The sequence below is a fragment of the Glaciecola sp. G7-5 genome (genome assembly GCF_055808975.1).
The window spans coordinates 1,323,075-1,349,638 of record NZ_CM147892.1; the positions used below are offsets into that span (position 1 = coordinate 1,323,075).

Annotated in this window: 17 protein-coding genes and 2 pseudogenes; 12 read left to right on the forward strand and 7 right to left on the reverse strand. The window is 41.3% G+C overall.

Going from position 1 to position 26,564, the window contains the following annotated elements:
* Positions 1–5: 5 nt before the first annotated feature.
* Both AC0L6H_RS05740 and AC0L6H_RS05745 read right to left on the reverse strand, forming a co-directional pair.
* Positions 6–2,453, reverse strand: a complete 2,448-nt coding sequence (locus tag AC0L6H_RS05740) for a TonB-dependent receptor (protein ID WP_473393126.1) — start codon at positions 2,451–2,453, stop codon at positions 6–8.
* Between the two features lie 304 nt (positions 2,454–2,757).
* Positions 2,758–3,786, reverse strand: coding sequence for a polysaccharide lyase family 7 protein (locus AC0L6H_RS05745; protein WP_473393127.1), 1,029 nt, complete (start codon positions 3,784–3,786; stop codon positions 2,758–2,760).
* Positions 3,787–4,090: 304 nt separating this feature from the next.
* On the opposite strand from AC0L6H_RS05745, the gene AC0L6H_RS05750 reads away from it, so the two are divergent.
* Together AC0L6H_RS05750 and AC0L6H_RS05755 are read left to right on the forward strand one after the other, a co-directional pair.
* A complete protein-coding gene (locus tag AC0L6H_RS05750; RefSeq protein ID WP_473393128.1) occupies positions 4,091–4,837 on the forward strand; it encodes an SDR family NAD(P)-dependent oxidoreductase in 747 nt (248 codons plus the stop codon).
* Positions 4,838–5,004: 167 nt separating this feature from the next.
* Complete coding sequence (locus AC0L6H_RS05755) at positions 5,005–7,329, forward strand: chondroitinase-B domain-containing protein (protein ID WP_473393129.1); 2,325 nt, start codon at positions 5,005–5,007, stop codon at positions 7,327–7,329.
* Between the two features lie 62 nt (positions 7,330–7,391).
* Here the strand turns inward: AC0L6H_RS05755 and AC0L6H_RS05760 are convergent, their stop codons facing one another.
* Both AC0L6H_RS05760 and arfB read right to left on the reverse strand, forming a co-directional pair.
* Positions 7,392–7,877 (reverse strand): CreA family protein, encoded by a 486-nt coding sequence (locus AC0L6H_RS05760; RefSeq protein WP_473393130.1) that lies wholly within the window; start codon positions 7,875–7,877, stop codon positions 7,392–7,394.
* A 74-nt stretch (positions 7,878–7,951) separates the two neighbouring features.
* The gene (gene arfB / locus AC0L6H_RS05765) at positions 7,952–8,365 is read right to left on the reverse strand and encodes an alternative ribosome rescue aminoacyl-tRNA hydrolase ArfB (RefSeq protein ID WP_473393132.1); all 414 of its coding nucleotides are present in this window, start codon (positions 8,363–8,365) and stop codon (positions 7,952–7,954) included.
* 85 nt (positions 8,366–8,450) lie between these two features.
* On the opposite strand from arfB, the gene AC0L6H_RS05770 reads away from it, so the two are divergent.
* The 8 genes and pseudogenes from AC0L6H_RS05770 to AC0L6H_RS05805 form a co-directional block, all read left to right on the forward strand.
* Entirely contained in the window at positions 8,451–8,906 is a 456-nt protein-coding gene (locus AC0L6H_RS05770) for a methylglyoxal synthase (RefSeq protein ID WP_473393133.1), read from the forward strand.
* Positions 8,907–8,987: 81 nt separating this feature from the next.
* The gene (locus AC0L6H_RS05775; RefSeq protein WP_473393134.1) at positions 8,988–9,920 is read left to right on the forward strand and encodes a M14 family metallopeptidase; all 933 of its coding nucleotides are present in this window, start codon (positions 8,988–8,990) and stop codon (positions 9,918–9,920) included.
* 15 nt (positions 9,921–9,935) lie between these two features.
* The gene (locus tag AC0L6H_RS05780; RefSeq protein ID WP_473393135.1) at positions 9,936–10,334 is read left to right on the forward strand and encodes a cytidine deaminase; all 399 of its coding nucleotides are present in this window, start codon (positions 9,936–9,938) and stop codon (positions 10,332–10,334) included.
* A gap of 415 nt (positions 10,335–10,749) precedes the next feature.
* Complete coding sequence (locus AC0L6H_RS05785) at positions 10,750–11,424, forward strand: hypothetical protein (RefSeq protein ID WP_473393136.1); 675 nt, start codon at positions 10,750–10,752, stop codon at positions 11,422–11,424.
* 245 nt (positions 11,425–11,669) lie between these two features.
* Positions 11,670–12,299 carry a hypothetical protein gene (locus AC0L6H_RS05790; protein WP_473393137.1) on the forward strand — a complete coding sequence of 210 codons (630 nt, stop codon included), beginning with the start codon at positions 11,670–11,672 and terminating at the stop codon, positions 12,297–12,299.
* Positions 12,260–13,582: a sensor domain-containing diguanylate cyclase gene (locus AC0L6H_RS05795; RefSeq protein ID WP_473393139.1), complete on the forward strand. Its 1,323-nt coding sequence runs from the start codon at positions 12,260–12,262 to the stop codon at positions 13,580–13,582. Before AC0L6H_RS05790 ends, AC0L6H_RS05795 begins: the two co-directional genes overlap by 40 nt.
* 244 nt (positions 13,583–13,826) lie before the next feature.
* Entirely contained in the window at positions 13,827–17,465 is a 3,639-nt protein-coding gene (locus tag AC0L6H_RS05800; protein ID WP_473393140.1) for an FG-GAP repeat domain-containing protein, read from the forward strand.
* A gap of 637 nt (positions 17,466–18,102) precedes the next feature.
* A pseudogene (locus AC0L6H_RS05805) lies at positions 18,103–20,040 on the forward strand (TonB-dependent receptor plug domain-containing protein); the annotation flags it as partial.
* 88 nt (positions 20,041–20,128) lie between these two features.
* On the opposite strand, the gene AC0L6H_RS05810 reads toward AC0L6H_RS05805, so the two are convergent.
* The 3 genes from AC0L6H_RS05810 to AC0L6H_RS05820 all read right to left on the reverse strand — a co-directional run bounded on the left by AC0L6H_RS05810 (position 20,129) and on the right by AC0L6H_RS05820 (position 24,745).
* Positions 20,129–23,122: a Tn3-like element ISKox2 family transposase gene (locus AC0L6H_RS05810; RefSeq protein ID WP_473393141.1), complete on the reverse strand. Its 2,994-nt coding sequence runs from the start codon at positions 23,120–23,122 to the stop codon at positions 20,129–20,131.
* Positions 23,123–23,234: 112 nt separating this feature from the next.
* A complete protein-coding gene (locus AC0L6H_RS05815) occupies positions 23,235–23,792 on the reverse strand; it encodes a hypothetical protein (protein WP_290295039.1) in 558 nt (185 codons plus the stop codon).
* Between the two features lie 176 nt (positions 23,793–23,968).
* Positions 23,969–24,745, reverse strand: a complete 777-nt coding sequence (locus AC0L6H_RS05820; protein WP_290295040.1) for a restriction endonuclease — start codon at positions 24,743–24,745, stop codon at positions 23,969–23,971.
* Positions 24,746–25,174: 429 nt separating this feature from the next.
* Here AC0L6H_RS05820 and AC0L6H_RS05825 point away from each other — a divergent pair.
* Both AC0L6H_RS05825 and AC0L6H_RS05830 read left to right on the forward strand, forming a co-directional pair.
* Positions 25,175–25,840: pseudogene (locus AC0L6H_RS05825) on the forward strand (DUF4747 family protein).
* Positions 25,833–26,414 carry a DNA-binding protein gene (locus tag AC0L6H_RS05830; protein WP_290295042.1) on the forward strand — a complete coding sequence of 194 codons (582 nt, stop codon included), beginning with the start codon at positions 25,833–25,835 and terminating at the stop codon, positions 26,412–26,414. The pseudogene AC0L6H_RS05825 and the gene AC0L6H_RS05830 overlap by 8 nt, the downstream one beginning before the upstream one ends.
* Positions 26,415–26,564: the final 150 nt, after the last annotated feature.

Sequence of the window (26,564 nt, forward strand, 5' to 3'; positions counted from 1 at the left end):
CTATTTTAGAACGCGAACGAAATCGAGCCACCAAATGTTCTAGGCTGATTCGGGTAAGCGTTAAAGCTACCTGCTTGAATCGGTGGTGGGAATGCTGACAGAAAGTATTCATCATTTGTGAAATTACGAATCCATCCCTGCAGACTCACGCCATTTTCAAAGGTGAGACCAGCACTTATATTCAATGTACCAATTTCTCGTGTTAATTCAGGCGGTACGTTTGCTACTAGGCGCGTGCCGCTTTCATATAAATAATCAGTACGCACATAACCGTATGCGCCGCTGTCAAAGTCAAACTCGTATTTAAAGCCAAACGTATAACTGCGTTCGTGTATGCCTGCAGGTTTTTCGCCAGACAAATCAACTACACCGTTGACGCCAGATGCACCTACAAAGGAGTCATATACTGGGTCAAGTAAAGTCCCTGCAAAAAGTACGCTAACACCATCAAAGGGTCTGTAAACAGAATCAAACTCAATCCCCTTCGTTGATTGCTGACCTGCATTGGCTAATACAAAGCCTGTACCAACGAAGGTACTAGACTGAAAGCCTTCAATAGTTTGGTCGAATAAGGTGATGTTAAGTGCGCCTGATCTAAAGCGTGACTTCATACCTAGCTCATACACAGTTGACTCTTCTGGACCCGCATAGCGTGTACCATAGCTTTGGTTCTTTTGGGTCAAGCCTGCAGCCATAATGGCAGCGGCATCGCTTGGAAAGGGACGTGTATCGCGAGATAGGTTCCAAGATGTCGCTTTAAAACCTGTCGCGGCGGTGGCGAAAAAGTTAATGTTTCTATTTAGCTCGTAAGCTAAGCGAACACTATAGGTTGCTTTACTATCGTTACTATCACCGTCTTCAACGCTATTTGGGAAATCCAATTGTTGAGGTAAAAACTGGACACCTTGTACTACCCCCAAGTTTGCTGCCAATATTGCAAGATCGGGAATGACAGTAACCGGAAATCCAAAGACGGTATTGTCGTTTGCTAAGTCAATCGACGATAGAACTTCGGTATTGTCAGTTTCAACCGAGACATTCTTTTTATCATCAGTGTAACTGACGCCAAAAGTGGCCGTTAAATCTTCAGTAAGTTTGTAGTCAATGCTCACAAATAATGAGTACGCATCGTTCTTTTGTAAGAATTCTGAATTTACATATTGGTCACCATTAAAGAAAGTACCGGGTGCTTGACCAAATACACCTTCAAATCCAGCTAATAAAGGTGCTAAACCTAGTGCATCAAAGTAACTTCTTGTTGCCGAACCGTAATACAAGGTGTCATTGGTATGTACTTTTTCGTTGAAGAAAAAAGCGCCGGCCATCCAACTAAAGTCGTTGTCACCTGTTGAGGTTAAACGAAACTCTTGGGTGAAAGTGTCAATCTTTGTTTCGTCGCCTTCTTTCAAAATATCCAGTGATGTGTAATCCACATCAACTAAGTATTCTGCTTGGTTTTTACGAAATGCAGTTATTGAGGTAAATGCCATCGTGTCAAACTCTACATCGACTTGCATCGACACGCCTTTGTCTTTTACCTGGTTGTTTGGGTCAATATTCAGTGCAGATTTGTATTCGAACTGATCGGCGGTATCTAAAACAGTGCCACCTAAAGCGCGAACTGCGGCTGTGGTTGGGCCATTGATTACATCTGAAACTGTACAACATGCTTCTTTAATTTCGCTTGAATCAGCGATAAAACGAATTGAAGTGTCGTCGTTTGGTTGAAACAATAGTTGTCCGCGCATATTCCAACGGTCTCGATTGTTTAATTTACCTAGGCCAACGACGCTTTCAGTATAACCGTCACGCTTATTTACGCCGCCAGAAACACTCATCGCCCACTTATCATTTATACCCGTTGTATAATATCCACGCACCAACTGTTGGTTATAGTTACCCATGCCCAACTCAAATTTACCCTCACTATCAAATGAAGGACCGGCGGTACGAACACTTATAACACCTGCAGAAGCGTTTTTACCAAATAAGGTACTTTGCGGTCCACTTAGCACTTCTACTTGCTCTAAGCGTGGTAAATCACCAATTTGTGCAGCGGCGCGTGAGCGATATACGCCATCAATAAATACACCAACTGAAGGCTCAATACCTGTGTTGTTGGTACCGTTACCAAAGCCACGAATCGAAAAGTTAGTATTAGTTGAGCGCTGCAAGGGGGTTACGCGAAGCGTGGGCACAAGAGTTTGCAAATCTTGGATATCAAGTACTTTGGTTTGATCAATTTCTTCGGCGCTAGTTACGCTTACCGCGATAGGCGTTTCTTGTAAGCCAGTTGTTCTTTTCGAGGCAGTAACCATAATGACTTCTAGCTCGTCTTCGTCGTTGTTTTGTGCCTCTTGTGCGAAAGATGCTGTTGATGAAAGTCCTAGCGACAATGCGATCATTGCGGCAATAGGCGTGCGAATAAATAAAGATGGTGTGTGTGTTTTCATTTAGCTCTCTTGTGCTTTGCAAAGCACCCTGTTGTGTTAGGTGGTTGTTCACACTGTTGTGCTGCTAACTTCTGTTTTGGCTAGTGGCCCGTTTAGCTGGCTAACAATGCGTTTGTGTAGACCTGCGTGCTGGCAAAGGATATCAAGCTTTTGTGATAAAAGTAAATGAATTGTTAATCTTATGTGAACTAGGGTGTTCGAAGGGCAGGAAGGACATTGTTTTAGAAAGAAAAAAGGCCTGCGCACACACAGGCCTTTTTATTATCGGCACCCCACAAATTAGGGCGCCACACACAAAAACTGCTTAATATTTGTATCCATCGTGCTCGTTTTTAATATGATAAAAGGTGGCTTGCACATAGTCGTTTTTATCACCGGTATTGTTTTGATTGTAAACACCCGCTTTGAAATACATCCATTGACTCGATTTGTTGTAACCACTATTACTCATATCAAATGTTTTCGTAATGTTTGCCTTACCTTTACGAATAATGGTGACCATTAAAGTGTCTTTCTCTACGCTGATCTTGTAGCTAAACTTCTCGTTTAATGCAATTCCATCTTCTGGGTCAGCAAGGGTGTGTGAACGTGAACCAATTATGTCTACCCAAAACTCATCAGCATCATTTTCTTCATGTGCAAAATAAATCGAGCCCTTAGTGTTGTTTGGCAACTTTCGATAATAAAGGCGTATTGGCTCGTCTTTAGTCGCATGAATTTGTCCTACAATCACGCGGCCTACTTTCTTTTCATCGCCGGTTGTCGATACACGGTTAACGGCCAAAGTGGCTTCAAGTGAACCATCAACGCCGCCGGCTCTTTTCTGTCCGGAGAAGTGCATTGAGCTAAATACCCAGTTATTTTCGTTTACGCCTTGGGTTTTGATGCGAGTGTTACCTCTGCGCAACATTTCTCTTAACTCTGTTCGTGTGTATTTAGTATTTTTTGAGGTGGTCGCGCCGTAGTTAGGTGCCAAAAAAACCATACCACCATCATCAGCGGTGTAAAAAACAGGTTTAAAAGTAAAGCCATTTTCAAGGGCTGCTTCTGGCACAGTTTGCGCGCTACCGCCTTCTTTACTGCTGACAGGGAGTGTTAGTTGCCAATCAAGTAAGTCAAAGTTTTTACCAGGCGCTAAATTAGGATCGAGTTTTTCAAAACTACCCAACAACTGACCTTCAGCTAAGTTTTTATGACTTGCAAGATCGGCATAAGAAGGCAGTGATAATCCTAGGGTCGTAAACAATGTGGAAAAGAAAAATAATGAACGAGCATGCGAAAACATTCTTAGTTTCATCACGTTAACGCTTTTATTGGCTTGCTTTATACACATTGTGAGTCTCCTAGTAATGGCGAAGCGCGCCAACTTTCGTTTGGGCTAAGTGGAAGCGATTTCAATCATACAATAAAAGTTTGGTAATACCAATAGTGTTAATATTGGTAAATCAAAAGTTGCCAATTGGTTAATAAGTGGTTGACAATTGCCCCTTCGCTTAGTTACATTTAGCCTCATCTGTATGCGCCGAAAACCTTACTGATTTACTGCATTCGGTGGCAATTGTGTCGTTTAACCATGACCACTTTTTACTTAAATCCGCGCTAGTAGTAAAGCGGTACAATGACTTGGAGAGCTGAGTATGTCGATGAAAGATAAAGTCGCAATTGTGGCCGGTGGTGGTCGCGATATTGGCGCTGCTTGCGCAATTGAGCTGGCGAAAGCAGGGGCTTTGGTAATGGTCACCTACCATTCTAGTGCTGATGGCGCTAATTCGGTGGTGAGTCAAATAGAACAATTGGGCGGTAAAGCACATGCAATGCAAGCTGATTTAACCGATGCCGCCGGTGTCGAAGCGGTTGTTGCTTCTACCCTCGAGATTTTTGGCCGAATTGACAGCTTAGTGCATGTATCTGGTGGCTTGATTGCACGTAAAAAAATAGCAGAAATGGACCTCACACACTGGAATACGGTAATGAATGTCAATCTGACCTCATTGTTCCTGATGACCAACGCTGTTATTCCCCACCTTTCTGATGGTAGCAGTATAGTGACGTTTGCATCACAGGCTGGTCGCGATGGTGGTGGCGGTGGAGCCGTCGCCTATGCTACAGCAAAAGGTGCAATTATGACGTTTACTCGTGGCCTCGCAAAAGAACTAGGACCAACAGTACGGGTCAACAGTGTTTGCCCAGGAATGATTGCAACGGGGTTTCATGATACCTTTACGAATCCTGAAATTCGCTCAAATGTAGCAAATGCCACGCTATTGAAACGTGAAGGAAGTGCAGAGGAAGTAGGTAAATTGGTCGCGTTTTTGGCTGGTTCTGACTCTTCTTATATGACAGGGACCAATATAGATATAAATGGCGGTCTTCTCTTTTCATAATATTTAACCCAATGTTTGGGCTCAAGTCCAAACTTACTACCGAATTTGGTCGTGTGTCTTGCGACCGCTTATGCTTGCTACTTGTTGATGTCTTGGCTTTACACTAAAGTTTGAGATTACTTTTTATACAATAGCTTGTGAACGAGTTTTGTAACAGGAATCTATACATGCTAAACCATATTAAACGTCGTCCGTATCCTCCCATCCTACAGACATTATCAAAATTCTGCCTATTGCTGACAGTAGGAGTTTTGGTTGCGTGTGAGCAAACGAGCCTATCGAGCATAAGTAATAATGCTGACGCAAATCGCATTGTTGTGTCGACTATCGAGCAATACAATTCGGCATTAGCAAAAGTTAAACCCGGGCAAACAATCGTTTTAGCAAACGGTACATACAAAGACTTCGAAATTGAGTTAAAGGGTGAAGGAAGCGCCGAAAAGCCAATCAAATTAATGGCACAAACAGAAGGAAAAGTAATTTTATCGGGCCTGTCTAATTTATACCTAGAAGGTAGTTATCTAGAAGTATCAGGCTTGGTATTTAAAAACGGTTATAGCCCGACCGGCGCAGTGATTTCTTTTAGAGGTAAAAGCGGAAAATATGCTAATCATTCTAGAGTAAGTAATACCGTCATAGATGGTTTTTCTAACCCCGACAAATTCAACTCAGATTCGTGGATATCAATGTATGGTAAACATAACCGTTTTGATCACAACCATATAGTAGGAAAGACTAACGCGGGTGTTACCTTTGCGGTGCGTTTGTCCTCACAAGATAGTCAGCAAAATTATCATCGTATAGACCATAACTACTTTGGTCCGCGCCAGATACTTGGTTCTAACGGCGGTGAAACATTGCGCATTGGAACTAGTAAATACTCACTAACAGATTCGTTTACTACGGTCGAAAATAACTATTTTGACCGTACCAATGGCGAAGTAGAAATCATATCTAATAAGTCTGGCAAGAACATCATTCGTAATAACGTATTTTTTGAATCACAAGGTACCTTGACCTTGCGCCATGGCAATGGAAACTTAGTTGAAGGTAATTTCTTTTTCGGAAATGGCGTTGAGCATACCGGCGGCATACGTGTTATTAACGCAGATCAAACTATCCGCAACAATTATATGGAAGGCCTCACAGGTATTCGCTTTGGTGGCGGTTTAGTCGTCATGAACGGTGTGCCTAACTCAAGCATTAATCGTTATCATCAAGTTAAGAACGCGAAAATTGAAAACAATACGCTGGTGCATGTTAGTAATATTAATCTAGCAGGGGGTAGCGATGCAGAACGTTCTGCTGTGCCTATAGACAGCACCTTTAGCCGCAATCTTGTGATTAGTAAAAAAGAACAACCATTCAAATTATTCGATGATATCTCAGGCATCGAGTTTTCAAATAACCTAAGTAACGTTGCAGTTTTAGAGCAAATGGAAAATGGATTTACGCAACAAGAGTTAAGCCTTGTGCGCAATGAAAACGGTGTGATGGTCAGTGAATATGCACAAGCCAATAACATCGGTATGGATACAAGCATTAAACCTACTGCAAAAGAAGACACTGGCGTAAGCTGGTATCCGAAAGCAGCGCCAGTTGTAGAGTTTAATTCAAATAATACTATTTTAGTTAAGTCTACAAGTGCCCTTGAAGATGCCTTTGCAAACGCAACAACAGGCGACAGGATTGAGTTAAGCCCAGGAGAGTATGAGCTTACAAAACAGTTATTAATTACAAAAGTACTCACCGTGACTGCACAAGCGCCAAATACTGTAACGCTTTTCCCCAGACGTTCAGTGATGATGGAAATAGGCGAGGGTGGCAGTTTACGCCTAGAAAATGTGACTATTGATGGCGGTAAAACACCTGATGCAGCAGGCAATGTACTTGTTAAGCACATTCCCATTCCTATGCAGATAAATAATCGTTTTGAACTTTCAGGTGTAAAAGTAGTGAATCTAAATGTTAACCATTCTGCGCATGTTTTTGATGCGGGTTACCGCAGCTTAGCTGACCATATCCTGATTGAGAATAGTCACTTTGAAAACATCACTGGCGACATCTTAAGGCTCGACAAAGAACAAGATGACCTTGGTATATACAATGCTGAATATGTGACAATCAACAACAGCAAATTTGCCAATATTGAAGGCGCAATCGCAAAAGTCTATCGTGGCGGTACCGACGAAAGTACTTTTGGCCCGCATTTCATGTTTACAAATAACAACGTGACCAACGTAGGTGGAGGAAAACGCAATAAGACTAAAGCAAGCCTTTATTTGCATGGTGTGCAAGATACCGACATTTTGAACAATGAGTTTGTAAATACGATGCCAGTGGTTGTCGAACACACTGTGGGCGAGCCTCAAACACTCATCGCTGAGAACCGATTTGTGAACGTGGCCCTACCGCAAGTGCCTGAGTTATTTACCAAAGGTGAGTCAACAGCAGTATTAAAGAACAACAAAGTAGAAGAGGCTAGCGAATAGCTAGCCCGACTCATCCGCAGGGCGAGTACTCGTTGCTTTGAGTCAAAACCGTCTTTTTGTATTTACTGTGCTTGACTAGAAGTTACAGACGCAGCGTAAGCAGAAGTTCCCCATAAAGGTACTGTCGACAAGCTATGTTTATAACTGCCCGAGGTTTCTTTAGTCGAATAGGATACATACATTAAGGTTTGTGATTTAGCGTCCAAGATGCGTCTTACTTTCATGTTTTTGAAGAAGATGCTTTTGGATTTTCTGAATACCACTTCACCTGAAGCGCTTTTGTCGATTTTGCTTATCATCTGCGCGGTGATTTCCCCAGTTTGTCTGCAAGCGATAGAACTATCGCTCGGATCAGCCAAATCTAAATTGGCTTCAATGCTTGATATATGGCAAGTAACACCACTTACAATAGGATCTTGTAGGGAGTCAATTTTTATATCTTTGGTAGTAAACACACCAAGAGACACATCACCCACCTCGTTATCGCTACAGGCTGACAGTAATATTGCTGTCAGACCTAATATTACAACGTTGATTGTTTTTTTCATTTGGTATTCCTTGGTTATGGGCTTAGGGACGAGCGTCTATGAAATAAAGATATTTTGTAAACAGCGCTTGCGCTTTAATAGTCAACTTTGCCACGTAGGCTTTTTGTAACTCCGCTTTTCTTTTTACTTTCTATTCGTTTCCTTTTGGCATTTAGCGAGGGGCGCGTTGCTTTGCGCACCTTATTCTCTTTTGTTGCCGCTGCGATCAAGTCTGCTAGTCGTTTGAGCGCATCAGTTTTATTTTTTTCTTGGGTTCTAAAAGATTGTGCTTTGATGACTAGCACGCCCTCTTTACTAATGCGGCTGTCATTTAAGGCCAATAGCTTTTCTTTGTAGCGATCAGGCAATTGAGATTGGCTAATATCAAAACGTAAGTGAATAGCACTAGACACTTTGTTTACATTTTGTCCGCCACTGCCCATCGCTCTAATCGCCGATAGCTCAATTTCATGGTCTTCTATGACAATATTTTCAGTAATCTTTAACATCAATTGCACGAGTGTGGTATTTTTATTATGGCTATTATATCTAAACCTTCAATTTATACTAATATTCAATCCCCAAGGAAGTAATATGCAATTTGTTCAACAAACAGCACCTATCACGAAGAAAATTGCTTTAGTCGCTCATGACCACATGAAAAGTCTTTTATGCGAATGGTGTGAACGCCATAGCGAGATACTTGCACAACAAACCTTATTTGGAACGGGCACCACGGCAACTAAAATCATGCAAACATCAGGTTTGAGTGTGAGCCCACTATTAAGCGGTCCACTGGGTGGCGATCAGCAAATTGGTGCAAAAATTGCTGAGCAAACTCTCGACATGCTTATTTTCTTTTGGGATCCTTTGGCTTCTATGCCCCACGATCCTGATGTAAAAGCATTACTAAGAATAGCCGCAGTTTGGAATATACCTGTGGCCTGTAATCCCAGTAGTGCAGACTATTTAATTAGTTCACCCTTGCTAACACAGGCGAATGAATATCGAGTGCCAGATTATGAATCTTATAGCGCTCAACGAGCATGAAGCGGGTGCTCTGCTTGATTTTACTTTTGCAAACTTCGCTATATACTGCGCGCCACTACTAATTAAAACACGAGGTTACTCATGCACGATTATCCAATAGGCAGCCAAGGCAAACCTTGGACCGACACTGATAAAAAGACCTGGCTTCAAGCACAAGAGATTAAACGTAGCTATGCAGACGAAGTGTTAAGTAAGTATAGTGAAGTGAGTGAGCGTTTTACGAAAACACAATACGGCGCACTACCAATAGACGAGAGTCGCTATCCGTTATATGCGTTTTCATCGACACCTTGGGATGCGAATAAACCAAACGTATTAGTTAGTGGTGGCGTGCATGGTTACGAAACTAGCGGCGTGTTAGGCGCTTTGGAATTTTTACTTACAGAGAGTGAGAAATATTTATCTCACTTTAATATTATTGTTGTGCCCTGCATTTCCCCTTGGGGCTACGAAACCATCAACCGATGGACATACAATACTAATGATCCTAATCGTTCGTTCTATGCCAATAGCCCTTCTCCAGAAGCGCAACAAGTTATGCAATTTGTGCAAGGATTTATGGCAAAACAAAAACAGCAGATAGACGTGCATTTTGATTTGCACGAAACTACAGATACCGACAATTCTGAATTTAGACCGGCATTAGCGGCCCGTGACGGTGAGGACCTAGATGAATGGGAAATTCCTGACGGATTTTATACTGTTGCTAACACCACAAATCCTCAAATAGACTTCCAAAACGCAGTAATAGCTTCGGTCGAGAAAGTGACGCATATTGCCCCAAGTGATGCCAACGGCAAAATTATAGGCACTGATGTACTTGCTCCTGGTGTCATTTGCTACGACAAAAAGTCGCTGTTCTTATGTGGTGGGTTTACCAACGCAAATTACGTTACAACAACCGAAGTCTATCCTGATAGCCCCAAAGCGACACCACAAATTTGTATACGGGCGCAGATTGCTGCTATTAGTGGCGGTTTAGACTATTTGATTGCTCACAAAATTAGATTTTAGGGATACTTCTAGGTCATGGATAAAACGGCGATAAAAGCACGATTAAAAGAAGTTCTAGCAAAGGCTTATAGCCCTTATTCGAAAGTAAAAGTAGCTGCTGCCGTATTATATGAGGTGAATGGTGAAACGCGCATTGCTTATGGTGTTAACGTCGAAAATGTATCTTACGGGTTGACCATCTGTGCGGAGCGATCGGCTGTCTCTAGCGCAATTGTAGATGGCATGGAGAAGGTAAGCGCCGTCTATGTTATGTCTAATCAAGCATCGCCAATTTCACCTTGTGGTGCATGTAGGCAAGTGCTTACTGAATTTATGCAATTCCCTGATGGATTGGTAGAATGCGTTAACGAGACCTTAGATAAAACGTGGACAAGTTCACTAGGTGAACTTCTTCCTAATCGCTTTGAGTTGTAACTAGAATTAGGTTCGCCATTACGAAAGGTCTTAATTTACCATTAAGGCCACGTTTTTTTCTTTACACCTTTTAAAGCCTCCTACCTCCCTCTCTTTTTTCACCAATTTAATATGTAGATGCAGACTTTTTGTCATTTAAACTGCAAGTACGAGCGCTCCAAAGTCCCTATTGGCACAGTCGCCAGCCCAAATGCTATATATAAAAAATTTGCGCGTAACTTAGTCGCTAAGGTGTTAATTTTATTAGATAAAAGTATAGATTTTAGGTATCAGGTGACTGTCGACAAATTTTACATAAGTTTCACGCGATTATCGTAACTATCTGAATTATATGCAAAAAATAAATGGTCCATATTTTGCAGAGTCACCACCGGGTGTCAGATGGCATCATATTTGATAAATAAATGGAGTAGCCATGAAACTTTTTAAAACAGTTATGATGCTTTCTTGTTTAACTGCAGCCGCATTTTCACAAGCAGGATTATACGAATTCAAAGCCAATCCTACGATTGGTGGTAATGTAGGCGACGCGGTTGAAGAAATTAACAGCACCTACGACTCAAACGCCCAACAATTCACCTGGGACGTAGATTTTACCAGTGCAACTACTGGTGTAGACGGATTTTGGTTAGTTGTAAACGCAGGTGGCAATCCAAAAGATTCTGACGTAAACGAGCTTGCTATCATATACGGCGATTTAGCAACAGGGATCGCTAGTACATATGTGTATAACGGCGCGAATAGCGCTAACAGTATTGACAATCCGGCTATCCTTTTACAGACTGATAGTTTTACTGCTAGCAACAGCGGTTTTAACTTAAATATTGCCACTGGCGCTATTAATAGTTGGTTATCTCCTGATCCTGATTACACTGGTATTTCTTACGATACTAGCATTGGCGTATGGTTCCACGTAGCAACAAATTCTTCTTTTACCTATTTAGATGGAAACATTGTTGACTTTAGTTTTGGTCATTCAGGTTGGTTTGATATCGCTGGTGGCACTGCTACTGAAGTTAGCTCACCAAGTGCGTTTGCATTACTTGGCCTAAGTCTACTCGGTATGTCTTTCTATAGAAGAAAATCTTAATAGATTGGTTGAGCTGAATAGTCTTGTTGATTGACTATTGAAAGAAGCGCTTTGTTGCGCTTTTTTTGAACCGTGTATTAAATCTGGCAGTTGTCTGTTTGCGATATGTAGATAGATCATTGCCTGTTCGGTTTCCGTTCTACTCTACTACCTATGGCAATGAACTAGCCTGTAAACCACTGATTGAGCGTTAAAGTTTGCATAAACAACATTCGCAGCACATACATCATTCACACGAGACGAGCTTGGAACAAAATAATCCACCACTAAGCAGTTTTGTGTTGAAATTGTCGTCTATCGTGTTGTTGGCTTTTCTTGGAGCCACTTTGCTTTTTGTTGTGTCCATATTTGCCGATTTAAACTTTGATAAAAATTTACCTAATGTAATTAAAGGCGAAATCGACCTTAGTGAAACGCCTCTTGGAAATGTTCGTTCTATACCACTTGATGGCGACTGGCACTTCTATTGGCAGAAGCTCATTAGCGCGCAAGATATCGACACTAAGGGCGAGAACAAGACTTTCCTTAAAACCACATCTAGTTGGAACAGTCAGACTATTGATGGAGAGTCGTTACCGAGCTATGGAAGTGCAAGTTATCATTTGCGCGTAAAGCTAGATAAAGCTTATGAAGATTTAGCTATTAGAATGCCTGAGTTAGGTTCAGCCTATAGGGTATACGCTGATGACCAGCTTATCGCGAGTGCTGGGGTAGTGGCATTAGATCCGCAAAAAGCGCAAAGTGAACTTAAGCCAACAATTATTACTTTCGACGCGCCCGCTGCCAATTTCGACCTGATTATACAGGTGTCAAACTACGAATATTATTGGGGGGGATGTGGGAGTCACCTCGCATCAGCCAAGCTCATATCCTGAATAGTGAGCTTAATAAACAGATTTTTCAAAGCGTATTTATCCTAGCTTTATTTTTTGTTGTTTGTGCTTTCAATCTTATGCAGTTCTCACTTAACCCCTTAAATGCATTGCCGTTAATTGTGGCCCTATTGTGTTTCTTACTAGGAGTGCGAGAGGCAGAAAATTCTGAAATTTTCAAAGTGATGAATTTAGTTCACTTGCCGTTTAAGGTTAATAGCCAAATAAATTTCCTTTCATTTTATTTAACAACCCTTGTGGTGATTACCTATTTTTATCAATATTTAAACGATATTCTGAACCGAAAAGTGATATTTGCAATTTGCATCATCTGCAGTGCTTTTTCTTTGCAAGTGCTCTTTGCTGATGTCTACACCTTTAACTCGGGTTTAGTTGCATTCCAAATTTTCTCGGTCATGTGTATGGCCTATTGTGTATATGGCCTAATCAAAGCGGTTAAGCGCAGACAAAGCGGTGCTTTGTTATTGTTGTTAGGAAGTGCCTTGTTATTTGCAAGTGCTATTAACGATATGCTTTATCTTACATCTAATATTGAAACGATCCCCCTTTCTAGCTATGGCCTTGTTTGTTTTGTCTTGTGTCAGAATTACTTAACCTACAGGTTTTTTACGCAGGCGAGTGAACAAAACATTGTGCTTAACTCAATACTCAAAACGAGGAATGCGCAATTAGAAGAACTAAGTGATTCACTCGAGCAAAAGGTGACTTCAAGAACAAATGCACTCGCAAATGCCAAAGAAGAACTAGAAATATTAGCGAATCAGGATCCGCTTACTGGAATAGCGAATAGACGCTATTTAATGCATAAGTTAGGCAAAGCAAAATACTTACAAGAAGTAAATAAACAAGCTTTTTGTATCGCTATGATTGACTTCGATCACTTCAAAAAGATAAACGATACCCTTGGTCATAATCAAGGTGATTTAGTACTCAAAGAAGGCGCGCGTTTGATGCTTTCAACCTTACGAGACAGCGACATACTCGGCCGCTGGGGCGGTGAAGAGTTTTTGCTGATTGCAAATAACACTGACTTGCCAGGCGCTGAAGTTATTGCATCAAAACTCAAAACGGTCGTTCAACAAGTGCTCTCTAAACAGTTAAACACTGCCGTATCAGTTACGGTTGGCATTGCCCGTTGTGATGCTACTGAATCAATAGATGATTGTTTAAAACGAGCTGACGATGCTTTATACGAAGGTAAGCGATTGGGAAGAAATCAAATCATTTTGGCTCCAAATACGCCAAAAGGCTGCGAAGAGCTTTAATGCTCTAGCTCTGCTATTTTCTACCTTAGCCATATTTTCAGTAATCCAACAACTTCAACGCTATGTGTCAACAAAATACAACACAAATTGAAAATTGAAATATTTGAAGCGTGTGGTGTTTTCGTGCTAAAATGTTTAGGTTATGATTTTTGCAAACTTGGGCACATTGTTCCTAAGCAGAGTTTCGTGATTGTATGACATTATTTCAACGGATATCTCAAGCTACTAGATTTAAGGACGAATTATGACGAATATACGTAAACAACTTATTTTACTGCCGCTAATGATTACCATTGCTGCTTGCGGCGGCGGAGGCGGTGGTGACAGCACAACAACGCCTCCTCCTACTACAAATCCTCCTGTTGTTGTCGATCCTACAGCTTCTGACAAACTAGCTGATGCTAATAGTTATGGTCAAGACGAACTTCTTGGCGCTGCAACAGAGCTTGCCAATAGCAAATATACCGGTAGCAGGCAACCAGCTGCTATTAATGTAGAAAACTCACAAAGCGCAATGAATTGGTTGTTCAACACCGAAGAGACTAACGTCCCGGATTTTTTAGAAGCGCCTTTGGAAGACTACCGTGATGCGACCGGAGCATTGAACGAAACTGTGCCATGTGCTTTTGGTGGCTCCTTAAAAATTACTGGCCAGTTAAACTCAGATTTGCAAGGGAACATAAGTTTTAAGTTAACCAATTGCAGAGCAAATAGATACTCTGAAATTCTAAACGGTACAGCTGCAATTACGATAACTAGCATTGAAGATAACCAAAGTGATGTGACGCTATATTATGATAATTTTGAGTATCAGCAAGAGGGAGAGCAATCCTTTGTTTCGGGCTTTATTAGCTATAAATCCGATTACAATAACAACACAGGCGCTTTCTCGAATATACAAGAAAACTACGTTGCTATCACCACAAATGGCACAAGCCTATTATTAGAATCTACTGCAATAGTGGCTAATGGAGGCAACCAAAATACTTTTTCAATGGAGGGTGAATTATTTGTAGAAGGAATGGGTAAAGTACTCGTTTCTACCGATTCTTTAGATTCGCCACCACCTTATCCGTCAGGCGGCTATATAACACTTGTAGGTGATAAAACAGCAACGATTGTATTTGAATCACCTTATATAAAATACCTTCAAGACGACGACAATGATGGCAATGCTGATTATGGCGCTTACTTCTCGGATGCGCTTGACTTTATGCAAGGTGATTTGTCATTAACAAATGTTGTTGCCATTGCAGAATTATCTTTGCCGCCAGTCGCCAGTAGTGTTTGGCATAATTACGACAATATCTATACAACAACGCCTATCGTTGTCTACTCCGGCGAGCCTATCGACCCAGACAATACAGTAGATGAGCTTACCGTGAGTTATGTTTGGTATTTAAATGACGAAGTAATCACCGGCCAAACGAGTAATATCTTACCGGCTAACATTGCTAGGTTTGGAGACGATCTACGCGTCGCGCAAGTCGTCTCTGATGGTCCTAATACGGCAGAAGGCCCAAGCACCCAAATTACAATATTGGATTCCCCCCGCTCTATAAGTGTAAGTAACATGCCTGAAAATGTTACAAGCTCAGACACCTTAACATTTACTACTTTAGTAACAGACCCTGACGAACCCGATTTCTCTGCAAGCGCCGCCGAATTTTTAGTGAGAGCACCAGCAGGGGCTTCAATAGATGCAGAAGGGGTGGTTACATGGCAAGTGCCCGACAGCCAGATGTTTTCATCGCAAACTTATGCATTCACTTTTGCACCAAATGGCGAGCTTGATGAAACTGCACAACTCGTGGATATTGATGTAGAGGTTAACTCTTCAAAAGCCATGCCTTTAGCACGGATGGGTGTAGAAGTGCCGCAAAACAATCGCTCGATGGCTATTGGAGATTTTGATGGCGACGGTACCAACGAGATATTATCAAGCGATAGTCAATCAAGTGTATTCTTATTGAAAAATGTTCCAAATAACTACGAGCAATTGTGGGTTTACCCTTTTAGCATTGAGTTGGGTGATATTGTTCAAGTTTTGGCTGCTCAGCTTGATGGCGATGCAGCGCTAGAAATAGTCGTTGTGTCTGACAATGGAATTAGCATTATTCATGACCTAGAAAGTGCAGCCGAAGTTATATTGACTACCGATCAATATATTCGTTTCGCACAATTAGCAGATACTAATGCTGACGGGGTAGTAGACATCGCCTATTTGCAATCTTCTAACGAATATTTTTATGACGATACTGAGCTTGTGGTCAAGTCGATGAATGCTTTAGACAGTAATTTGTTTTCAAGCAGCGTTGAGCAGGCCAAAGAGTTCTTATTTGGCAACGTTGACAGCGATAGCAACCTGGAGTTAGTGACTAATAATGGACTAGTTTATGACGCCGCTACCTGGGACATTCAATGGACAAGTAGCAACGAGTTTAGTACTGGCCCAATTGCGCTGGGGGACTTCAATGATGATGGTATAGAAGAGGTTGCTGGTGCAAATACTTGGGGAAGTTTAGTTATATATTCGGTTGCAGATCGCGCTCAAATTGCCTCAGTTGATAGTTTTAATAATTGTACTCTTATAGCAGAGAACCTTGACGCCGACAGCGCTGATGAGCTAGTCCTTGGTGATTGTCAGTGGGGTGACATTAGTGCTTTTAACTTAGTCGGAAATCAACTAGAGGAAATTTGGTCAGTAGGCAATGACGCACACGGCGCAATATCTCTAGTGAGTGGTGATTCTGATAACGACGGCGAACTCGAAATACATTGGGGGTCGGGCGTTACAAGCTCTGGAGAAGATAAGCTTGTAGGAGCAGATATTGATATTGCCTTAGGCACTGCGACTAAAAAGAGCTTAAGCCAAGATATTATGCAACTTGATTCGTTCAGCACTGCGGGCTGGTCCACTGTCAATGAGGGCGATGAGAAAGCGATATTTTATGTATTAGGCACTAATAGTGGCTATGGTGGTTCAAGAATTGTTTACATGAATTTGGACGGTACCTATACCTTAAGTAGCGAATTGGGCAACTCTTGGAACAATGACGGCAACGCAATCACAACTGATTTCAATAAAGACGGTGCTGGCGATATCTTCCTGCCGGAGGTAGGCCCGAATGGCAGCTTTGGTGCTATGCAATTATCAGATGAATCCGTGCATTGGCAAGCAGATGAAAGTTATTACTCTGCTGGGAATGTTAAAGTCCATGATATAAACAACGATGGTTTTGATGATGCCATTTTGATAAGTGGCAACACCCTTAAAATATTTGATGTTTACAATGAAACTACATTGGCGTCTATCACGCTGAGCAATTCATTCATCGACGCCGAAGCGTTTAAGCTAGGGGATAGCGCTGCCATTGTGTTAGTTGATTATGAAAAAACCGTGTTATATACCTATAACGGCTCTTCTCTATCAGAACAATCGTTCGTGACTCAAAGCTGTAGACAAATAGTGGCATTCAATTTTGATACTGATGCAGCAAAAGAATTGTTGTGTTTACAAAATGGTAGCGACTACCAATACAATGACCAACAAAGCTTAGTTGTATATGAAATACAAGACAACACCTTGGTAGAAAGCCAAAGAAATGAATTAAATGTTTATGTCTCAGCCTTAGCTGTTGACCCTAGCAGTGACACAGAGCAAACATTATTCTTAGCGGCTAGTTATCAAACATCTGACTATGTATCGGATTATGAAAGAAATAGCTTTATCGCTAAAGCAGGCGTTGATGGAAGTATTGTTTGGCGCAGTCGCCCGTTAGTAGGTGGCGCTAAAAAAGATGGATTGAAAGCGAGAGTAACACCCAGCGGTAATATTGAATTACTATATTCGACAGCACATATGATGTATTGGATTAAGTAATACAAGCAGGCTGACGATTAAGGCTAAGTCTTAATAGATTTGCATGTCATACTTTCAGAGGAGCATCTGCGCTTCTCTGAAATCCCTCTCATCCTCCTAGCTGCCGGCTTCACCTTCAGTGCCTTCATCTCTAACACGCACCCGCTTTCCCTGCGCCCCTCTCGTCATCCTTGCGTCCCTCTCGTCATCCCTGCGCCCCTCTTGTCATCCTTGCGTCCCTTTCGTCATCCTTGCGCAGGCATGGACCTCCTACAACATCCGCAAATACTAAACAAATAATAACGCACCTAGCGCAGATTCATCCTTCCGTAAAAAAGACTATAACTCAGCAAAAGCGAAGAGGTTCGAGTTTAAGCAAAACTTACTAATTACAAACAACATATAGAATAGATCCTAATTTCCCAAAACGCATGGTCTTACCAAAACGCATGGTCTTACCAAAATGCATAGTCTTACCAAAATGCATGCCAATCTAATATATTGGTCAGGTGTTTAGGTAATGCAATATGTGGTGATTATGTTAACCATTAGTTGATGTCTTGGTTTGGTTCGCGTATATTTCGGTTAACAGATGCGCAACATAAATATAACACGCGATTCGCAATCACATGCTCGCAAAAATAACGGAGAACTCGATATGTCGTTGATATCAGGTAAACACACAAGCTCAATCGACCAGGAAAAGCAGTTTACGCTTTCACCTGTTGCAAAGTGGGTAAAGGCGGCAGTAGTCGCCTCTATAGCAAGTTCAATTACATTTTCGGTAACTGCACAAGACTCGCAAACTGAAGAACAAAACAATGCCGAAGCCCCCGTCGAAGTCGTTGAGGTAGTTGGTACGCGTAAAACTATTCAAGACCAAATTGCCATAAAGCGCGAAGCGACAACTGTCGTTGACGGTTTATCGGCCGAAGATATTGGTGATTTACCAGCGCTGTCTATTGGTGAAGCCTTAGAATCAATCACAGGTGCCGCATCTCACCGTGAAAATGGCGGCGCTACTGAAATTACCATCCGTGGTTTAGGCCCATTTTTAAGCGCGACGCACATCAACGGTCGTGAAGCAACTAATGGTAGTGGTGACCGTTCAGTTAACTTCTCACAGTTCCCTTCGGAATTAATGAAGAAAGTAGCAATTTATAAAACCCAAGACGCCTCTATGATTGAAGGCGGTGTAGCAGGTGTTATTACACTCGAAACGCTAAAACCATTAGATTTTGGCAAGCAACGCTTTCAGGGTGAAGTCAAACTAAATTACAACCCAGATCAAGCAAATATCGATAATACAATGCATGATGATTTGGGTTATCGCGGAACGCTTAGTTTTGTAGACCAGTTTGAATTTGATGGTGGTAAAGCATTAGGTGTCACCGTTGGTATACAGCGCCAAAGTATCAGCCAACCTGAAGCTGAATCTCGCGGTTCAAGCCCCACTGGTTCTTCGCTTTGGGCATGTTTAAACGATCCAACCAATACAGCGACTGGTTTTTTTCGCGACAATGCAGATGATTGTGAAGATAGACGTGTTGGTACCTCCGACCAGAACGAAGGATACAATACAGAAATTGACCCAGCTACGGGTCGTGCAATAGACGCAGGTACTTCATATGCTTGGACTGGCTCTAGTAGAAGCTTCCGTCAAAACGAAACATCAGACGAAAGAGACGCTCTGTTTATCGGCTTACAATTTCAACCTTCTGAAAACTGGGATATAAACTTTGATGCGCAATTGTCAGACCGAAATCAAAAAGAAGCTCGCCATGATTTACTTTTCTTACAAAAGCGCGTTACCCCCGGAATAACCGGTCAAAATCTAGTTACCAACGATGTTGGCGGAATTTTGCATTGGGAAGGTTTTGATCGTGTTGAATCTGCCGGCGAGCAATACTCTCGTGAAGAAAATTATCGTGGCTATGGTTTACAAGTAGAGCATTACTTTAACGAAGACTTAACGGTCAGTGCCGATGTTTCTTATTCGCAAACAAAACGTGAAGAGCTTCAAATCTCAAACCGCGGAAGAACTTCGGGGCGTCCATTCTTCTCGTGGGATATGGGCGAGTATATTCCTAACTACACTATCACTGATTTTGACGTAACCGACATCTCTAATTTTACAAGTGATTTACGTACTCGTCTTGACCGAGAAAACCTACGCGAAAATGAAATTATGAGTGCTCGCGTTGATTTCACTTACGGCCTAAATAGTGGTGCATTTACCAGCATTCAAGGTGGCGTTAGGGTTTCTGAGCTAAGTTTCGTTCAATTTGGCGGCACCAACGGTAACGGCTCAAGAGATACATATACGTTAGACGAATCTTCGGTTTCTGCAATAGACATCCTTCAAGGCTGTCAAATCGACTTCCCTGAGACTGACTTTTTGTCAACAGTTTCTGACGGCGATTTGTTCACGCACATTGATAGTTCAGGTGCTGTAGTAGAAAGCGGCACAGGTTCTTCGTGGGCGACTTACGACAATGTATGTTTCTCACAAGCGGTCGTCGCGTCAAACGGTGCCGAGTTTGGTTATCCAGACGTTGTGTATGAAGATCCAGGCACAATTGACGTAACTGAAGAAGGGGTTCTAGGGATTTTCCCCTCTAAAGTAACATAAATCGCCACAACCCTCGCAGTTAATGGCTTGTGGAGCTGGGTTACCTTTCATTTTAGACTTCATTTTCAACAATAGGCCTAGTTATTTCCTGTAAATCAGGTAGTTTGCGGTTACTAGCGAACTGATAAGTGCCGCTCAGATTAATGTTCTGCCATGCAACGGGTGATACTTGTCGAGTTATTGCTGCTTTTTCCTCGTCACCAACTTCTTCAAAGTGCAGTAATAGATGACTTAGGATCATCGAGTTAAAGTAGATAATAGCATTTGCCGTCAAACGGGCACACTCGTTCCAGACGACTATTTCTGATTCGTTTTTTCCACGGAACTGGTCACGATTGACCGATGCAATAGCTCGCCTGAGGAAATGCCAGGCTTCGCCTCGGTTCAGTGCTCGTTGAACATATTGGCGCAGACTTGCATCATCAATATAATCAAGTAAATATTGGGCTTTGATGAGCCTATTATATTCCGTTAATGCTTGTAATATAGGGTGTCTAGATGGATAACCAGATAATTTGCGTACTAGCAATGCCTGTGTTGTGCGTTTTTCTTGAAGGGATAACACAATACGCTGAATATCCTGCCAGCCTTCTTCAATCACATTCATTTTTATCGGCTTTTTCAGCGCCAGATGCGTGTTTCCGTCGTCGCTTTCAGTTACGTTAAATAGGTCATTGATCACACTGGTGAACTGAGCATACCTAGGCGCAAAACTATAACCGCATAAATCCAATAAGGCATAATTAACATGATTAACATGATTAACACCATGGGTGTCGGTTGAGAGGACATCTGGCTTAAGATCACTAGTATTAGATTGTAGTAAGTCGTAAATATAATGGGACTCATGCTCATTAGATCCTATGATACGGGCATTTAACGCACTATGATTGGCAACTAACGTCATGGCCGTAATACCTTTGTTGGTGCCGAAGTATTTCGAGGAGTAGCGAGTTTTAAAAGTCTCAAGGTGAGTTTCAAATTTTTGCCCATCGGTACTGGCGTGCAGGACGTCTTCTTGGATGTGATAGTGGCGGAAAATAGGGAGTGCCGCTACTGCGTTATTGATGATATCACTAGCCTCTTGCAAGGTTTCAGGCCTAATATAATTAGCTTGTATAGTGCTTAGATGCTCATAACTGCGATCAGATATTTGTGCCATCCCATATACGCCGCGATGTGTCGCATTCGCAATTAGAATAGCCAATAAATCATCCTGATTGGCGCCTACTTGTTTTTGTATTGGCAGCACGTGTGCGAAGCATTGCATAAAGTTGGTTTCTTGTTCAACATAACGCAACACATCAGCAATACTGACGGGGATCATTTGTTTAAAGAAAGGGTTGTTGACAAGTGATTGGGAGCCTTTAACTGGCAGTCGCCATCGTGTGCCACTTCGGCTCTTCATGATCACATTGCGGTTATCACCATTATCAATGTGACGAGCAACATCTTCTAGGGATGTTGTTAAGCGTATTTGTTTTACTTGCAGTAGCTTCTGAATCGGCTGCTTTAGCTTTTCCAATGTTGATGATGCCAATAGATCAGGCTGTATTGACGATGCAATTAAGTCGTCTTCTAGCGCACGATATTTAGTGACGTTTGATAAGTAAATTCGACCATTAAGCCGAGAAGCCAGTTGACGGTAAAGCAACCATTCGTATCGCTGTGGATGAACAACATCCTTGTTAATTAACCATGGACGATGTTTTTGTTGGATAAGTGTACTATCCATTGTTTGCAATGTATTACCTGCTAATAGTTCTGTTTTTGTGGTTTTGAGCTGGGTCACTAATGCTTCTGAGCCTTTACCTGCTTGGCATTCAAGACATAGAAACACGGGCCTTAATAACTGCTCAATTAACCCGTTTTGATCATCATAATATTGCCATTGATATTCTTCTACCGTGCGTTTTTGCTTTTTTAAGTACAGGCATAGCGTTTCTATATCTTGGTTATTCATTACACTTAATGCTTGTTGCCTAACCGTTGCAAATGGTTGATTATCGTCGATACTGTCATCAACAAACAGATGCAGTAATTCTGCGGCTTTGGTGACATTGTCTGCAGCTGACCTCCATGAGTCAAACACTGCCTGTTGGGCAAACGCATGCGCAGCTTCTTGTTGTTTACGGATATGATGAATAAACCCATCAGCCAATCGCTCTAGGCTTTGCCGTATGCGTTGAGTCAGAAAACACAGCAACCATAGGTGTTGCTGTGGACGCTTAAAGCGTTTTAGTTTACTGCCATAATAATCCACCATTTCACCGAAGTGTTGTTGGTTTTTAGACGATAAGGCTAAGCCCTTAACAGCATTATCAATCTGTCTTGTATAAGGCTGTAACTGATGATACACCGTCAGTTCTTTTTTTAGCTCTGTCACCATAACGCTTTTTGCACCGGCTCGAAGCTGGCTTAAGGAGAGCCCATCTTTGTCATCGATAATAGTATTTAGAAATCCGTGTAGTTCAGATGAAACATGAATACGAAGCTTATTATTTAACGCCTTCTTGACCTGTTGGATAACACGACTGATAAGCTTTTGTAAGACAGTATATTTAGGGATGGCAATTCTATGCGTTGCTAGATATTCAGCGGCTGCATCGAATAGATAACGAGGCTCAAGCCAAGCTTTGCCGACCATAACAAGATGTTCGTACAGCGGCGCAAAGTGCAGACTTTCGTCCCATTTCTGATAGTTTAATAACCTCAGTATTCTTTGATATATACGGTCTCGCTGCATCTTATTAATGCTGAAAGGCCTGATCCCTTTGCCTCCTTGAACTTGCGTTGAAATAAACTGCATATCGTCAAAGATGAGGTTAAAGCTAGGTGAAAGAATCACAGGCTTAGACTTAAAATACCCTAATAACGCAATGAAATAGCATCGGTGGTTCCTTAGGCGAATACTTTTCAACTCTGTTAACTCGATCTCGTTTGGCGTAAAATACAATCGTTGTTGTTCAAGTGATAATAGCGGCGGAGAATATAGATCAAGCTGCTCAGCTTTGGTAAGAATTGATAGTTCGTTTTTTATAGCCATAGGAATTAAATTAAGTTTAAGGGGTTGTTAACCTCATAATTTGCCATACTTTGGAGAAGTAACCCACCTTTGTATGCCTTTAAATATGGTGAGTATGGCGATTTATGTTACTTTAGAGGGGAAAATCCCTAGAACCCCAATTTGGAATAGAGTTTTTCAGTGCGCCAACATAGTTTTTTATTGTTTTATCTGATTTACCAATAGACTTTGCCCAACGGCCATATTGGTCCTCTAATGAATCAAGGTTAGCTGATAATGCATTTCTTAATATTGAAGAGGTGTGTGGACTTTTTAAAAATTGAAACAACGCGTCGTCGAAATATGCAAAATTAACAGCTTTTTTGATAGCGGCATCCGTTCCCGATGTAACGGCACTGAAATATGACGCCTCTTCAGGTTTTACCATCAAATGCCAAATGCCTGAGGACTTCAAGTGAAAAAAGGGCAAGAATGGGCTGTCGGCGTCATTTCCTTGTTTTAAGCGTTCAAAGTGCCAGCTGAATCGGTTTTTGAGTCTGTCGTCATAATAAATGCGGTTGTCGGTAATGTGGCCTTGTTCAATTAAGTCTAGCACTGCAAACATCATGCACACTTTATGCGGGCGCGCATGACCTGAAGACCGGTCTGGCCGTATACTTTGCAACTTATCGATGTAGTAGGATAACTTCATTGTTATTGAACCGACTCTTTATGAGTGCGAATTGAAACCTAAATGGCGGTTAAATTTTTAAGGTTCAATGTGATATGTAAATATTGACCTTTCGGCCAGGCTATCAGATTTATTAATTATATGAAATTGAAACATTTTGGGGCGAGACCATTTAGGCGTATATGTAAATCACACAACTAACTTTCAATATAGCGACATTTTGGAAAGCTACTGCACCCCAAAAATTCGTTGCCTTTGTGCGCACCCTGCTTAGCAATTCGCTTAACCAACTTAGACGAGCATTTTGGACAATGATGGGTAACTTCGTTACTGCTCGCTGCAGACTCGTTTCGATTAGATTGAACATCAGCGATTAAATTTAATAAGTCATGACCTCCAATAAGCTCAATAGGTAAACCTCGAGCAAATGCAATAGCATCTTTCGTAAATGTGCCAGACGCAACAATAAATACACTTTTAGCATTAGTGGCTTCCTTGATGCCAAACATCTCTCGAACAATTGAGACTCCAATCTTTTTTGAACGCCAGTGCTTGCACTGAACAATGTGAGTCTTATCATCTCTTTTTAGCAGTAAATCAATACCACCATCAGCACCACCAGTCATATTTTCAATGACAGCAAAACCTTTGCGACGAAACGCCTCACCAACCAGCATCTCGAACTCTTGCCAAGAAAGCGCTTTTAGAGTGTCGATACTTTTTTGTTGAGCAAGTAGCTTTTGCTTTTTCTTTCGCATGAAGATTGAGGCAATAGCTGGGATTAGAAATAGGCTTCCAAAAAACGGCGCAATATTTTTACCGGCTTCAGTAAGCATAAATAAAATCTGATTTTCCGAAACCAGCGCTGGGAATACGTAGCTTAAGCAAACGTAAACGACTAACCCGCTAACAAAACTGATCCACCAAGGTAGATACGACAAAACGGTGAATAGTGGTGGCTCTTTTTTACTCAAGATTATTCAACCTTTTGGGAATGATAGATTGCAATGTATGTATTGTTGAATTTCTGCAATTTGCAAACAAGAGAGTAATTAATTAATGCGTATTAAACCTGATATTTAAGTGACTTGTTCGCTATCTTGAAAATGCACTTTTGGTAACTCTTACCCTTTACATTCAGCTGTATATTTTTGGTATAGCAATGTATCAAAAGATATTTTGCTATTAATAGTAAAGCGTGATCAACCGGTCGCTTTTTTAAACAATTCAGTTTTTATGTAAATTATTGCTATGTATTTGTTTTTATTATAAAAAGAATGAGGCAGGACTATGGGTTGGGTCAGTAATTTCGATTTCCTCAAAAAACATCAAGAGTGGTTGTTTAACTTGCAGAAAGTGCAGAACAGAACTTCAGTGTGTTTCCAAATACTACCATAGTCAACATGCGTCAACTTGGTGAAGTCATTGATCAAAATATTGCTACTCGCATTGGTGTCGAGTCTGGTAAAAATTTAAAGCAGATAGATCTGCTCAGAGCGCTTGATTACCACTTAAAACTCGATAACAACATACAAAAGCAACACCATACCGCAAAAGCTCGACTAAACAAAAAAGGAGAATTAATGGCTCGAGAGAAAAAGTTAATCGTTGGAACAATTAACGTTACGATAAAAAATCATACGCCAGAAAGATACGTAGAGCTTTTCAATGATGTATACAAGCTGAAACGTACTACCAAGATAGCCGGTGATCAATATGGCTTGTTAGCTAAATTGTCTGAGTTGCACAAAAATAAAAATTAAAACAAAAATGAGATCGGATCAATAACATGAGACATATTCCGATATACCAACATTGGCCAAAATGCACAACGGTTCAACATATCAACAAATGACTTTGCCAGTGAAGATGAAATTGTCGAGGCTAGCAGTCCCAAAAATTTAAAGTCAAATTCTGCAAGATTCTCTTATATATTTTTTCCTAAACAGTATTTGTTTTTTTACGAAGGTTATTACAACGGCAATTCATTTGGTCCGAGGAACAAAGGCAGACTTTGTTCGCTTCAGCGCGTGTTTATATGTATAGAAAAGGAAGTATTTTATGGCTAAAGAAGTCAAAGATTTAAAAGAGCAAGTATTCGAGGTTTGTGAGCACTTAGAGGAGCAAGGTGAGAACTGTACAGTGAGAAAAGTACTAGACAGAATTGAGGACTATAGCTCTGTCAGTACTACTCACCCATTCGTAAAGGCTTGGCAAGAAATGCGCTTAGCCGAGCGCGAAAAGTTACGCCAAAGCTTCCAGTTGTCTCCAGCCTTTTTAGATAGTCTAGTAACTGAGGCTGAAAAAATTAATAAAGCAGCGTTAAGGTTAGAACAAGAGAAGGTTGAAAATTATAAGTCACTTTCGCAAGAAGTTAGCGCCGAATTGACAAAATTGGCCCAGCAGCTTGTAGCTAGTATGCAAGAAGCAGAGAAACTGCAAAACGATAAGCGGGCACTTATTAATCAGGTAAATGTATTGCATCAAACGCAGGAGTCGAACAATACGGCTTTAAATGCAAAAGCTGAAAAGTTGGTCAGTTTGCACAAACAGGAGGTAGACATCAGCGTGGGGAGTGGTGTGCGAGCGACCCTATTTGAATGTACGGACTCAACCCTGACCTTGTCTTATTGTCAGAAATAACCTTTCAGCCCTCGAATAACGACCATCCCGGTATTTCAATCACACAATTAAGCGCTTTGTATTATTGATTTAGACGATTAGTGTTATAAATAAAGATTATTGAGCGTTGTTGGTTTTTATATTTGCATCATACTTATCCCATCGAAGCAA